Source organism: Cupriavidus sp. 2SB, assembly GCF_005503625.1.
Taxonomy (GTDB): domain Bacteria; phylum Pseudomonadota; class Gammaproteobacteria; order Burkholderiales; family Burkholderiaceae; genus Cupriavidus.
In genome coordinates this window covers 72,783-84,976 of sequence record NZ_SCMX01000003.1, presented here as the reverse complement: position 1 = coordinate 84,976, position 12,194 = coordinate 72,783, and the positions used below count along the sequence as shown (strand labels likewise).

The following is a 12,194-nucleotide window of genomic DNA, read 5'->3' as shown; positions in this document are numbered from 1 at the left end:
CGCTGCGCTGGATCGGCTATTTCGGCGAATGCCTGATCATCGGCGTGCTGGCGATGCAGGTGTACTTCTTCCTGCAGATTGGCGCGTGGCAGGTTCTGAATCCGTCGTCCACATCGTTCATGCGCGCGGAGCAATGGCGGCTATGCGGCTTCAATTTCTGGAGCTGCAAGGTCGATCACCAGTGGGTGAGCTACGACCAGATGTCGCGCAACATCAAGCGCGCGGTCATCGCCAGCGAGGATGCTGACTTCGTCAACCATCCCGGCTACGAACTCGATGCCATGCTCGACGCATGGGAGCGCAACAAAAAGCGCGGGCATATCGTGCGTGGCGGTTCCACGATCACGCAGCAACTGGCCAAGAATTTGTTCCTCGCATCGGAGCAGTACTACGTACGCAAGGGCCAGGAACTGGCGATTACGTGGATGCTCGAATTCTGGCTCGACAAGCAGCGCATCTTCGAGATCTACCTGAATTCAGTGGAGTGGGGCGAGGGCGTGTTCGGCGTAGAGGCCGCCGCGCAGCACTACTTCCGCACCTCGGCATCGAAGCTGACCGTAGGCCAGGCCGCAAGACTCGCCGCCGCGCTGCCCGCGCCGAAATGCTTCGACAAAAAGGAATACTGCGCCAACGTACGCGTGAACTTCCGCGTGAAGGCGTCGATCATCGCCAGACGGATGGGCGCGGCGACGCTGCCGGATTAGTACCGATATCCGCTGCTATGCGCCACGCCCTTAGCTGAGCCAACCTTTGCGCCTGAAATACACCAACGGAATCGCGGCCGACACCGCCATCAGCGCGATCGCCCATGGATAGCCAATGGCCCAGTCCAGTTCCGGCATCAGCTTGAAGTTCATGCCGTAGATGCTGGCGATCAGCGTGGGCGGCATCAGTGCCACCGACACCACCGAGAACAGTTTGATGATCTTGTTCTGGTTGATGTTGATGAAACCGACCGTCGCGTCCATCAGGAAGTTGATCTTGTCGAACAGGAACGCGGTGTGGTTTTCGATGGAATCGATATCGCGCAGGATTTGGCGGGCCTCGTCCTGTTGCTCGGCTGACAGCAACTGACTGCGCATGAGGAAGGACACCGCGCGGCGCGTATCCATGACATTGCGACGGATGCGGCCGTTCAGGTCTTCCTCGCGGGCGATGGTTTCCAGCACATCGGCCGCGGCGGCATCGGTCACGTTCTCGGCCAGCACGCGGCGGCTGGCTTCTTCCAAGCGCTCGTAGATCTCCTCGATCGAATCGGCCGAGTATTCGGCGTCGGTCGCGTAGAGATCCATCAGCACGTCCTTGGCGTTGCGCACCGAACCGGGACGCATCCGCGCGCGCAGCCGTACCAGCCGGAACACGGGCAGGTCTTCGTCGTGGATGGAGAACAGGACATCGCGCGTCAGCACGAAGGCCACGCGCACGTTACGCGACGCTTCCTCCTCGTCGAGCAGGAAATCGGTGCGGATGTGGATATTCTCGTCCTCACCTTCGAAGTACCGCGCCGACGCTTCCAGGTCGCCCAGGTCTTCCAGTTCGGGCAGGACGACACCGTAGGCTTCCTTGATCCACGCGAGTTCTTCGTCGTCGGGGCTGACCACGTCGATCCAGATGGGCTTGTGCTGCAGCAGCTCATTGCGCTCGTCGACCTGCTCCTGGGCAAGCCGACCTTTCTGCAGGACGAACAGATTGATCATCCCTAGACTTCCTTGTGACTGATTGCGCTGTGTCGAGGCATCGGAGACAGGCGCAGGCACGGCATCGGCAACAACCATGGGGCGGCCGGCAAGCGTGATCGCGCTGCATGCGCACAGCCATAGGGGCGTGGCGATGCAAGGCGATGGCGTTTGCCTGTTGCCTGGTTATGGCTGGCTGGCCGGGGAGAGGGAAGATCCGAAGCGCGACACGGCAGCCGTGGCGGCCGCCGCTGGGGGAAACGGAAAGACACTCACCCGCAGGTGTCTGCGGGCAAGCGCGGCGAAGGGCAGGGCGATGGCCCAGCCCGGTTCGACGTTACGCAGCCCGCAGTGACATGGCATCCGACGATGGCGCGATATTGTCGCGACAACCCGAACACCCGATGCTACTGCCCACGTACTTTCTCCGGGATTCTGATGGCCGCGAGTGTAATCCAACGCGGGGGGGCTTGTTAAGCGAAATCTAGGGTGTTGTACGGATGGCGCTCAGCGCCCCCGGCGCAGCAACGGCGCCAGCATGACAGACGACAATGCCGCGAACATCAGCACGATGGCCGCGTAATCCTGCCAGTGCGGCGTCTCCCCCAGCAGCCACATGCCGGAGAACACGCCGACCACGGGAATGAACATGATCGACAGGCTCGACACCACTGGCGGCAGGCTGCGCGCCAGCGAGAACCACACCAGGTGGCAGTACGCAAAGACCACCACGGCGTTGTAGACGATGGCACCCCATTCGATGGCGGTGGGCATGCGCCAGCCGGCCTCGAACAGCAGCGAGCCGATGGCGAGGAACGGCAGCGTGACAGCCAGCATCCAGAACGTGAGCGCCCCGATGGGCACGTCCAGCGGGGTGCGTTTCATCAGTTGGGTGCCGAAGCCCCAGCCTGCGGCGGCCACGAGCATCAGCAGCGTGCCGGCCGGGCTGCCGGTCAGCGCGGCAATCTCGCCGGACAGTAGCAGGACGGTGCCGGTCAGCGCGCAGCCGATGCCAATCCATGCTGACAACGCGATGCGTTCGCGGAAGATCAGGAGCCCCCAGACCACGGCCCAGATCGGCATGGTGTAGCCCAGGATGGCTGCCCGGCCCGAAGACAGCATCTTGACTGCGCAGATCGCGAACAAGTGCCAGATGACCATGTTCGGGATGGCCAGCTTGACCACCGTGGGCCATGTGGCACGCGGAATGTTCAGCGAATCGCCGCGTAGTTTCAGCGCCAGGCCCAATGCCACCAGCCCGCCGGCCATGCAGAGCAGGCGAAAGCCCATGGCGGGGAAGTGGGCGACGCCGATTTTCATGATCGGCCAGTTCAGGCCCCAGGCGAGGGTGAGGAATACGAGGAGGAGAAGACCGCGGCGGTCGAGTTGCATGGGACGTGGCGACGCAGACTGTCGCTCTTTTAAGCGGAAGCTGCAGACAATAGCACGCCAGGGGTTGGGCCAGCGGGTAGAATTGGCGTCACCCCCGATACAGATTTACCGAGCCCCTCATGACTTTTACCGAGCAGCTGTCCGCCGCATGGCAGCGTAACGATTCCCTGCTGTGTGTCGGTCTGGATCCGGACCCGGCCAAGCTGCCGGTGTCCCTGACCAGCACTGGCGGGGCGATTTTCTCGTTCTGCCGCGAAATCGTCGATGCCACCGCCGACCTGGTCTGCGCATTCAAGCCGCAGATCGCCTATTTCCACTCCCAGCGCGCCGAGGACCAGCTCGAGCAACTGATCGAGTACATCCATGACGCGCACCCGGGGATTCCGGTCATTCTCGATGCCAAGCGCGGCGATATCGGCTCCACGGCCGAGCACTACGCCATCGAGGCATTCGACCGCTACAAGGCCGACGCGGTGACGGTCAGCCCGTACATGGGTTTCGATTCGATGTCGCCGTATCTGGCGCATCCGGGCCGTGGCGTGATCGTGCTGTGCCGCACGTCGAACCCGGGCGGCTCGGACGTGCAGTTCCTGCAGGTCGACGGCAAGCCTCTCTACCAGGTGGTGGCCGAAGCCGCCCGCGAGCGCTGGAATACCAATGGACAGATGGGTCTGGTGGTCGGCGCGACGTTCCCGAACGAGATCGCCAAGGTGCGCCAGATCGTCGGCGACATGCCGTTGCTGATCCCCGGCATCGGCGCCCAGGGTGGCGACATCGAAGCCACCGTGAAGGCTGGCCGCACGGCTGACGGCACCGGCATGATGATTAACTCATCGCGCGCTATTCTCTATGCGAGCCGGGACAAGGACTTTGCCGTGGCAGCGCGCAATGCGGCGCTGCAGACCAGGGAGTTGATTAACCGGTACCGGCACGGTTGAACCAGCGGGGCCTCTCCTGCTGATGGTTTTCTCCCCTCTCCCGCATGGCGGGAGAGGGGAGCACTCCGAGCAGCTGTCAGAGTTACTCCTCGTTCCGAATCATCTCGATTAACCCGCGCATGGCATGCTCCGCCGCCTGCCTGCGGATCTGGGCGCGGTCGCCCTTGAAGCGTTGGGTGTCGGTGCGGGTGGTGATGCGGTTGCTCCAGCCGAAGCAGACCATGCCTACCGGCTTCTCGGGTGTGCCCCCGTTGGGTCCGGCCACGCCGGTGATCGATAGTGACACTTGCGCACGGCTGTTCAGCAGCGCGCCTTCGGCCATGGCGTGCGCCACCTCTTCACTGACCGCCCCGTGGTCGCGGATCAGCTTGGCGGGCACGCCGATCATCGTCGACTTGGCTTCGTTCGAATAGGTCACGAAGCCGCGCTCGAACCATCCCGAAGATCCCGACACATCGGTAATGGCAGCGGCGACCAGTCCGCCCGTGCAGGACTCTGCCGTGGCGAGCATGAGAGAACGTTCCGCGAGGACGGTTCCGGCCTGGATGGCAAGCTGGTCTAGCAGGCGGCTGACTGACATGGCGCGGCTCTAAGTGGATAAACGGTGCGGAAGCGGGCGGCGCTCAGATCGAACGCCACAGTGCGAACACAAGCAGCGTGTAGAACGCCGCGAAGATATCGTCGAACATCACGCCGAACGCGCCGTTAAAGCCCGGTCCCTTGAGGGTGCGGTCGTAATAGCGGATTGGCGCCGGTTTGACGATATCGAAGAAACGGAACCATGCGAAGGCTGCAAACTGGCCCCAGAAGCCGGTTGGCGTGACGAACACCAGCACCAGCCAGAACGCGACAATCTCGTCCCAGACCATGCTGCCATGGTCGTAGACACCCATGTCGCGCGCCGTGCGCAGGCAGGCCCAGATCCCGATGGCGAAACCGGCGGCAATGATGTACAGCCAGGTCGTCGGCTCGATCCACATCGAGATCACGACAAACGACAGCCAGCCGTAGAGCGTGCCCACCGTGCCGGGGCTGACGGGCGACAGGCCGGAGCCGAACCCGAGTGCGATCAGACGAGCCGGATGGCCCAGCATGAAGCGCGCGGTGGGGCGCGTGATTCTGGCAGTCTGGCCAGCTTCCAGCGTGACGGGTTCTACGGGGTCGCTCGGCGCGGCACCGGGGGGGTAGGCGGACATCAAGAAATAGCTCGTCTGTATTTGTTATCTATTGCGCGCACGCGGTGGCTCCCGCTACGCGCATGGCGGCATCATGACACGGCTTGCGGCCCGTGTCAGGCAGGTATCAGGGCGCTGCGAAGTGGTCGAACGATGTGCCGGTGTAGTCGAACGGATTACCGTCACCATCGACGATGCGCAGGCCCGCCTCCGGGGTGATTGATCCGACACGCGAAAGAGGAAGATCGAGCTGGCGGCTGATGCCGGCAATGGCTTCACGGGCGCCAATCGGTGCCGAAAAGCAGAGTTCGTAGTCGTCGCCACCGGCCAGCACGCACTCGCGCTGGCACGCCAGGGGCTGGCCAGACAGGATGCGAGACCGTGGCAGCGCGTCCACATCGATGATCGCACCCACCGAGGAGCGATTGAGGATGTGGCCCAGGTCGCCGATCAGGCCATCGGAAATATCGAGCGCGGCGTGAGCCACGCCCCGCAACGCCAGCCCCAGCGCCACGCGCGGCGTAGGGGTGTCCATGCGAGGACGGATCACGGTGAAATCGGGCTCGGGCAGTAGCCATTCACCACGGCAATCACCGAGCGCCAGTCGTGCGTCGCCAAGCGTGCCGGAAATCCAGATATCGTCGCCGGGGCGCGCAGCGTCACGGCGCAGCGCCTGGCGCGCCGGCACATCCCCGAACACAGTGATCGAAATGGTCAGCGGTCCCTTGGTGGTATCCCCGCCGATCAACTCGCAGCCGTGCGCATCGGCCAGCGCCAGCATGCCGGCCGCGAACGGCTCCAGCCAGGCGGGGTCCGCCTCGGGCAGCGCCAGCGCCAGCGTGAAGGCGCGCGGCTCGGCGCCCATCGCCGCCAGATCCGACAGATTGACCGCCAGGGCCTTGTGTCCCAGCGAGTGCGGCGGCACGTCGGGAAAGAAATGGCGGCCGCTGACCAGCATGTCGGAGCTGATGGCGATCTGGTGGCCGGGGCGCGGCTCGATCAGCGCGCAGTCATCGCCCACACCCAGCACAGCCTTGCGTACCGGGCGCGTGAAGAAACGGCGAATCAGGTCGAATTCGGAGAGCTGGGCAGGCTGGACGGCCGGAGAGGCGGGACTCGGGGCAGGCATGGAGCGTGGGATGACCCGTTGGCGGGCGGGGATGGTGGGGGATGGAGTTCGAAGACCAGTGGAAATGCTGAGACACTCCGGCTGGTCAAGCCCACCGGCATGCGGCATATTGTACCGAATCGAAAAGGTGCCCCGCGCAAAACGCTTATTGTGAAAGAGTATTTCACAATATAAAATGCGCAATTCTTATAGCGCCCCAGGCGGAGACAAACGGGTTCGTGGAGCCGGCCCGTACTCATCGCCCGTGTTATTCAGTGTGGCTCCACCGATCGGAAGATGCGCAGATGACAAGCCCTCAGCAGCCCCCGTCCCAAGACGATCTGAAACAGCAGCAGCGTGAGGCGCTGCGCAAGGCCGCACTCGAATACCACGAGTTTCCGACCCCCGGAAAGATTTCAGTCACCCCCACCAAGCCGCTGTCGAACCAGCGCGACCTGGCCCTGGCGTATTCGCCGGGCGTGGCCGCTGCCTGCGAGGAAATCGTTGCCGATCCGGCCAATTCCTTCCGCTACACCGCGCGCGGCAACCTCGTGGGCGTGATCACCAACGGCACGGCCGTGCTGGGCCTGGGCGACATCGGCGCCGCAGCGTCGAAGCCGGTCATGGAAGGCAAGGCCGGCCTGTTCAAGAAGTTTGCAGGCATCGACGTCTTCGACATCGAAATCGACGAGAAGGACCCGGAAAAGATCGTCGATATCATTGCCTCGCTGGAACCCACGTTCGGCGGTATCAACCTTGAAGACATCAAGGCGCCGGAGTGCTTCTACGTGGAGCGCAAGTTGCGCGAGCGGATGAAGATTCCCGTCTTCCACGACGATCAGCATGGCACCGCCATCGTGGTGGGCGCCGCCGTGATCAACGGCCTGAAGGTGGTTGGCAAGGACATTTCCAAGGTCAAGCTCGTGGCCTCGGGCGCTGGCGCCGCAGCGCTGGCCTGCCTGGACCTGCTCGTCGACATGGGCCTGCCCATCGAGAACATCTGGGTAACGGACCTGGCCGGTGTGGTCTATGAAGGCCGTACCGAACTGATGGACCCGGAAAAGGCGCGCTTCTCGCAGAAGACCGACAAGCGCAAGCTCGCCGAAGTCATCGACGGCGCCGACATCTTCCTGGGCCTGTCCGCCGCTGGCGTGCTGAAGCCGGAGATGGTGCAGAAGATGGCCGAGAAGCCGCTGGTGCTGGCGCTGGCCAATCCGAATCCGGAAATCATGCCGGAACTGGTCAAGGAAATCCGCCCGGACGCCGTGATGGCCACGGGCCGCACGGACTATCCGAACCAGGTCAACAACGTCCTGTGCTTCCCGTTCATCTTCCGTGGCGCGCTGGACTGCGGCGCCACCACGATTACCCGTGAGATGGAAATCGCCGCCGCGAACGCCGTGGCGGAACTGGCTCGTCAGGAACAGAGCGATATCGTGGCCTCGGCCTACGGTATCCAGGACCTGTCGTTCGGCCCGGAATACCTGATCCCGAAACCGTTCGATCCGCGCCTGATCGTCAAGATCGCACCGGCCGTGGCCGAGGCCGCCGCCAAGTCCGGCGTGGCCGCGCGCCCGATCGAGGACATGGACGCGTACCGCCTGCAACTGCAGCAGTTCGTCTACCACTCGGGCACGCTGATGAAGCCGATCTACGCGGCTGCGCGCAAGGTGGAGATGGAGAAGAAGCGCATCGTCTTTGCCGAGGGCGAGGAAGAGCGCGTGCTGCGTGCGGTGCAGGTGATCGTCGATGAAAAGCTGGCGAACCCGATCCTGATCGGTCGTCCGGCTGTGCTGGCGCACCGCATCGAACGCTTTGGCCTGCGCCTGCGCATGGGCACGGATTTCACGGTGGTGAACCCCGAGCACGACGAGCGCTTCCGCGACTATTCGGATACGTACTACGGCATGATGGCCCGCGAGGGTGTCACGCAGCAGTACGCCAAGCTGGAAATGCGCCGCCGCACCACGCTGATTGGCGCGATGCTGCTGAAGAAGGGCGAGGCCGACGGCATGATCTGCGGCACGGTCAGTACCACGGCTGCCCATCTGCGCTATATCGACCAGGTACTCGGCGGCACCAACAAGGTGTACGCGGCCATGAACGGTCTGGTCCTGCCGGGCCGCCAGATCTTCCTGGTGGATACGCACGTCAATGTGGACCCGACCGCCGACGAGCTGGCCGAGATCACGATCATGGCTGCAGAGGAGCTGAAGCGTTTCGGCATCGAGCCGAAGGTGGGCCTGCTGTCGCACTCGAACTTCGGTACGTCCGAAGCACCGTCGGCCCGCAAGATGCGCGACACCCTTGCCATCCTGCGTGAGCGTGCACCGGAACTGGAAGTCGACGGCGAAATGCATGGCGACAGCGCGCTGGACGAAAAGCTGCGAGATTCACTGGTGCCGGACGGTTCGCTCAAGGGCGAAGCCAACCTGCTGGTCTGCCCGAACATCGACGCCGCCAATATCTCGTACAACCTGCTCAAGGTGGCGGCCGGCAACAACGTGGCGATCGGTCCGATCCTGCTCGGCGTGAAGGCGCCGGTGCACATCCTGACCCCGTCGGCCACGGTGCGTCGTATCGTCAACATGACCGCTCTGGTCGTGGTGGATGCCGCTGCCAAGGTCTGACACGCCGCGATATTCTCTTCGCATCACGCGCATCGGCTAAGTCATTGCCGATGCCGCGTCGTAAAGCCGGGCTTGCCCGGCTTTTTTCATGTGCGCCAGCCTGTCTTGTCCGTAAGGTTAGTATGCGCACACATTTCAATAACACATTGAAACAATTGAGGAATTTCGGCGCCCCAGAGCGCAGGGATTGATTAATGCGCGACATCCGCGTAACCTTACGCCTTTGAATGCAGGCGTTCGTCCACGCGCGCCCCGCCACTTTTCCCAATCATTTTCGATAACGTGGGTCCCCGGAATCTCGCGAGCCAGTCGCAGCGGCAGTCAACTTGGCAGTCCCTGAACCTGACGCGGAGCCTGGGCCGCGCGTTGGCCGGTGCGGCATTGTCCGTCGCGCTGGCGATGTCGCCGCAGGGCGCCGTCGCGAAGCAGTCGTCCGTGGCGGATGTGGAAGGGGTGGTGGGAACCATCGCGGCCCCGCAGTTGCCAAACGAGGCGCGGCAGACGCTGGAGCTGATCCAGTCGGGCGGCCCGTTTCCGTATGACAAGGATGGTTCGCGGTTCGGCAACTACGAACGGCACCTGCCGACGCAATCTCGCGGCTACTACCGCGAATACACCGTCAAGAACAGCAAGAGCCGGAATCGGGGAGCCAAGCGGATTGTTTGCGGTGGTGATCAACGCGCCGCCAACGACTGCTATTACACGGAAGACCACTACAACAGTTTCAAACGGATAACCAAATGATGACTGACATTTTCGGATTGGGCGACGCCCTTGCCGCCCGCGAGGAGCGCGGCGCCGGAGATGGCTGGCAGAGGGCCCACCATCAGGCCCAGAACCTTTACGACAATGTGCTGATGATGCCGCGCCAGGATCTGACGCACCCACTGCCGCCTACCTGCTCGCCGGCCATTGCCACGTGGGCTGACGACGGTACCAACGAGGGAGCCATGAATCTGTTCAAGACGGTGCGCCCGAACATCGTCCAGTCGATCCGCGCGTTCCGCGTGCCGGAGTTGGCCCAGGCGGCCACGGCGCTGAACCAGCACTTCCTCTACGCCAACTGCGCCGATTGCGCCAGCAAGGCCGAGATCCTGGAGCGCATCGCCACCGAGTTCACGTTTCCGAAGCATTTCGGCAAGAACTTCGATGCGTTGTCCGATTGCCTGACCGACATGATCTACAAGGCCGGTCCGCAACCCGGTTTTGTAATCGTGCTCGAAGGCTTGCCGATTGCGCTCAAGTTCGACAAGGAAGCGCGTGAGGTGCTGCTGGACGTGTTCCGTGACGCCGCCGAATTCTGGCTGGAGCGCAAGGTGCAGTTCCGGGTGTTCTACTCGTTCGCCTGAACGCCTTCCCCGGCCGCAATGAAAAAGCCCGCTGTCACCAGCGGGCTTTTTTGCGTCCTGCGCCAGCGCTGCACCGGCTCAGGCTGCAGGCGGTAGCTGGCCGCCCGGCGTCAACCGGTCGATCAGTTCCGGCAGGCCTTCGCTGAGGCTCGCCGCCACGTCGTCGGAAGACATCCCGGTGGTTTCGGCCAGCGACTGCAATGCACCGGTATTGCCCAGCGCACCCTGCAGGTCGGCTGCACTGACGGCCTCGTTTCCGCCGGTGCCGATCCAGGAATCGACCTGCTGGCCCAGCCCGGCCTGGCCGAGTATGTCGCGCAACGCGCCGATACCGCCAGCGGCCGCTCCCATCGCCTGCGCCGAGTTCGTGGCATCGCCCTGACCGCCGAGCAGTCCGCCCAGCAGCGATCCGAGATCGAGTCCGCCCGGGGCCGGGGCGCTGCCGCCACCCAGCATGCCGCCGAGCATGCCGCCAAGACCGCCGAGTCCTCCCAGGCCGCCGAGGGCACCGCCCGCCGCATCGCCGGCGTCGGCGGGGGCAACGCTGCCATCCGCACCCTGGCTCTTGTTACGCATGGCCAGCATCGCCAGCAAGCCCAGCGCCATCATGAGCTTGGGATTCATCCCTCCGCCGCCGGCTTGTTGCTGGCCGCCGCCCTGACCGAGCATTCCGCCCAGCACGCTATCGAGTAGTCCCATATTCGACTCCTTTGACCTGTCCTGGTCAGAATCCGCCAAGGATGGCGTTCAGCGTGGCGAGGCACGCGAGGCCCGCCGTCTCGGTACGCAGAATACGCGGCCCCAGCGACACGCCGATGAAACCGGCATGGCGCGCCGCTGCTTCTTCCTCGGGCGACAGCCCGCCTTCGGGGCCGATCAGCAACGTCACGCCCTTGGCACGCCAGGCATCGGCGTGAGTTCGTGCAAGCTCGGGCAGGGGCGCTACGGCACGCGGCGACAGCAGCAGCCGGTTGCCCGTGGCAGGCGCCGCCGCAAGCCATGCATCAAAGGTAGACACCGGCGCCAGCGCCGGCAAGCGGTTACGTCCGCATTGCTCGCACGCCGCCTCGATCAGGGCCTGCCAATGGGCTTGGCGTTTGGCAGCCCGCTCGCCGGATAGCCGCACCACGGAGCGCTGGGCCTGCAGCGGCTGGATCGCCGCCACGCCAAGCTCCACGGCTTTCTCGATCAGCCAGTCCATTTTGTCGCCGCCTGCCAGACCCTGCGCCAACGTCACCGCAAAAGGCGGTTCGGCCTCGGTGGCGTCATGGGCGGAGATACGGGCCGATGCGCTGCGCTTGCCGATCTCCGCGAGCGTGGCGCTGTAGCTGCCGCCCTGACCGTTGAAAAGCGTGATGGGGTCTTCGGGCGACAGGCGCAGCACATGGACGTGACGTACGACGGTGTCGGGCAACTCCACGACGGTATCGGCAGCAAGCGCTGCATCGACAAAAAATCTAGGTGGCATCAGGAAAGAAAGATCAGGATTCGGACGAGGGATCGACGTCCGCGGCCTTCGGCAGCGGCGTGCCGAAGCCCCAACGGTAGCCGTCAGGGTCCTCGACCATGCAGTAACGGTCGCCCCAGAACTGGTCGGCGGGCGCCATCACGCTGACCGCGCCGGCACCAATGGCCTGCGCATACATGGCATCGACATCGTCGCAATAGACATAGAACGTCTGAGACGCCTCGACGCCAAGGGAGCGGGGCGTGCGCGCGGTACTGCCCCATGCGCCTTCGGGCGCGAACATCACGACAAGCTCGCCCTTGTAGTGCAATTCGGCGTGGGTCGGAACGCCGTTCTCGTCGACCACATGGCCCGCGGTGAAGCCGAACGCGCGCTGGTAGAAATCGATTGCGGCGCGGCCGCTGGCAACCGTCAGGTAGGGCGTCAGCCAGGGCGTGTTGGACGGTCTGGGCATGCTG

Annotated in this window: 13 protein-coding genes; 5 read left to right on the top strand and 8 right to left on the bottom strand. The window is 64.0% G+C overall.

Going from position 1 to position 12,194, the window contains the following annotated elements; genetic code table 11:
• Window positions 1-2: 2 nt before the first annotated feature.
• Window positions 3-704 carry a monofunctional biosynthetic peptidoglycan transglycosylase gene (gene mtgA / locus FFS21_RS02245; protein ID WP_137923392.1) on the top strand — a complete coding sequence of 234 codons (702 nt, stop codon included), beginning with the start codon at window positions 3-5 and terminating at the stop codon, window positions 702-704.
• A gap of 30 nt (window positions 705-734) precedes the next feature.
• On the opposite strand, the gene corA is transcribed toward mtgA, so the two are convergent.
• Both corA and FFS21_RS02235 read right to left on the bottom strand, forming a co-directional pair.
• Window positions 735-1,697 (bottom strand): magnesium/cobalt transporter CorA, encoded by a 963-nt coding sequence (corA, locus tag FFS21_RS02240; RefSeq protein ID WP_137923312.1) that lies wholly within the window; start codon window positions 1,695-1,697, stop codon window positions 735-737.
• A 486-nt stretch (window positions 1,698-2,183) separates the two neighbouring features.
• Window positions 2,184-3,068, bottom strand: a complete 885-nt coding sequence (locus FFS21_RS02235; RefSeq protein WP_137923311.1) for a DMT family transporter — start codon at window positions 3,066-3,068, stop codon at window positions 2,184-2,186.
• A 119-nt stretch (window positions 3,069-3,187) separates the two neighbouring features.
• Between FFS21_RS02235 and pyrF the strand changes: the two genes are divergently transcribed.
• Window positions 3,188-4,006 (top strand): orotidine-5'-phosphate decarboxylase, encoded by an 819-nt coding sequence (gene pyrF / locus FFS21_RS02230; protein WP_137923310.1) that lies wholly within the window; start codon window positions 3,188-3,190, stop codon window positions 4,004-4,006.
• 82 nt (window positions 4,007-4,088) lie between these two features.
• Here pyrF and FFS21_RS02225 read toward each other — a convergent pair whose 3' ends face one another.
• The 3 genes from FFS21_RS02225 to thiL all read right to left on the bottom strand — a co-directional run bounded on the left by FFS21_RS02225 (window position 4,089) and on the right by thiL (window position 6,310).
• Window positions 4,089-4,586, bottom strand: a complete 498-nt coding sequence (locus FFS21_RS02225) for a CinA family protein (RefSeq protein WP_137923309.1) — start codon at window positions 4,584-4,586, stop codon at window positions 4,089-4,091.
• A 43-nt stretch (window positions 4,587-4,629) separates the two neighbouring features.
• Window positions 4,630-5,202: a phosphatidylglycerophosphatase A family protein gene (locus FFS21_RS02220; RefSeq protein WP_137923308.1), complete on the bottom strand. Its 573-nt coding sequence runs from the start codon at window positions 5,200-5,202 to the stop codon at window positions 4,630-4,632.
• Window positions 5,203-5,308: 106 nt separating this feature from the next.
• A complete protein-coding gene (thiL, locus tag FFS21_RS02215) occupies window positions 5,309-6,310 on the bottom strand; it encodes a thiamine-phosphate kinase (protein WP_249359054.1) in 1,002 nt (333 codons plus the stop codon).
• 284 nt (window positions 6,311-6,594) lie between these two features.
• Here thiL and FFS21_RS02210 point away from each other — a divergent pair, with 284 nt between their 5' ends.
• The 3 genes from FFS21_RS02210 to FFS21_RS02200 all read left to right on the top strand — a co-directional run bounded on the left by FFS21_RS02210 (window position 6,595) and on the right by FFS21_RS02200 (window position 10,268).
• The gene (locus FFS21_RS02210) at window positions 6,595-8,919 is read left to right on the top strand and encodes an NADP-dependent malic enzyme (protein ID WP_137923306.1); all 2,325 of its coding nucleotides are present in this window, start codon (window positions 6,595-6,597) and stop codon (window positions 8,917-8,919) included.
• Between the two features lie 399 nt (window positions 8,920-9,318).
• Window positions 9,319-9,663: a ribonuclease gene (locus FFS21_RS02205; RefSeq protein ID WP_137923391.1), complete on the top strand. Its 345-nt coding sequence runs from the start codon at window positions 9,319-9,321 to the stop codon at window positions 9,661-9,663.
• The gene (locus FFS21_RS02200) at window positions 9,660-10,268 is read left to right on the top strand and encodes a barstar family protein (RefSeq protein WP_137923305.1); all 609 of its coding nucleotides are present in this window, start codon (window positions 9,660-9,662) and stop codon (window positions 10,266-10,268) included. The genes FFS21_RS02205 and FFS21_RS02200 overlap by 4 nt, the downstream gene beginning before the upstream one ends.
• 78 nt (window positions 10,269-10,346) lie before the next feature.
• Here the strand turns inward: FFS21_RS02200 and FFS21_RS02195 are convergent, their stop codons facing one another.
• From FFS21_RS02195 to FFS21_RS02185, 3 genes are read right to left on the bottom strand one after another with little or no spacing between them, the layout of a single operon-like run.
• Entirely contained in the window at window positions 10,347-10,967 is a 621-nt protein-coding gene (locus tag FFS21_RS02195; RefSeq protein WP_137923304.1) for a YidB family protein, read from the bottom strand.
• A gap of 25 nt (window positions 10,968-10,992) precedes the next feature.
• Window positions 10,993-11,736, bottom strand: a complete 744-nt coding sequence (locus FFS21_RS02190; RefSeq protein ID WP_137923303.1) for a 16S rRNA (uracil(1498)-N(3))-methyltransferase — start codon at window positions 11,734-11,736, stop codon at window positions 10,993-10,995.
• Between the two features lie 13 nt (window positions 11,737-11,749).
• Window positions 11,750-12,190 (bottom strand): VOC family protein, encoded by a 441-nt coding sequence (locus FFS21_RS02185; RefSeq protein WP_137923302.1) that lies wholly within the window; start codon window positions 12,188-12,190, stop codon window positions 11,750-11,752.
• Between the last annotated feature and the right edge of the window lie 4 nt (window positions 12,191-12,194).

Bases quoted from the DNA above. Each gene is read 5' to 3' on its own strand.
- corA (WP_137923312.1), bottom strand. From the start codon at position 1,697: ATGATCAATCTGTTCGTCCTGCAGAAAGGTCGGCTTGCCCAGGAGCAG.
- FFS21_RS02235 (WP_137923311.1), bottom strand. From the start codon at position 3,068: ATGCAACTCGACCGCCGCGGTCTTCTCCTCCTCGTATTCCTCACCCTC.
- pyrF (WP_137923310.1), top strand. From the start codon at position 3,188: ATGACTTTTACCGAGCAGCTGTCCGCCGCATGGCAGCGTAACGATTCC.
- FFS21_RS02225 (WP_137923309.1), bottom strand. From the start codon at position 4,586: ATGTCAGTCAGCCGCCTGCTAGACCAGCTTGCCATCCAGGCCGGAACC.
- FFS21_RS02220 (WP_137923308.1), bottom strand. From the start codon at position 5,202: ATGTCCGCCTACCCCCCCGGTGCCGCGCCGAGCGACCCCGTAGAACCC.
- thiL (WP_249359054.1), bottom strand. From the start codon at position 6,310: ATGCCTGCCCCGAGTCCCGCCTCTCCGGCCGTCCAGCCTGCCCAGCTC.
- FFS21_RS02210 (WP_137923306.1), top strand. From the start codon at position 6,595: ATGACAAGCCCTCAGCAGCCCCCGTCCCAAGACGATCTGAAACAGCAG.
- FFS21_RS02205 (WP_137923391.1), top strand. From the start codon at position 9,319: ATGTCGCCGCAGGGCGCCGTCGCGAAGCAGTCGTCCGTGGCGGATGTG.
- FFS21_RS02200 (WP_137923305.1), top strand. From the start codon at position 9,660: ATGATGACTGACATTTTCGGATTGGGCGACGCCCTTGCCGCCCGCGAG.
- FFS21_RS02195 (WP_137923304.1), bottom strand. From the start codon at position 10,967: ATGGGACTACTCGATAGCGTGCTGGGCGGAATGCTCGGTCAGGGCGGC.
- FFS21_RS02190 (WP_137923303.1), bottom strand. From the start codon at position 11,736: ATGCCACCTAGATTTTTTGTCGATGCAGCGCTTGCTGCCGATACCGTC.
- FFS21_RS02185 (WP_137923302.1), bottom strand. From the start codon at position 12,190: ATGCCCAGACCGTCCAACACGCCCTGGCTGACGCCCTACCTGACGGTT.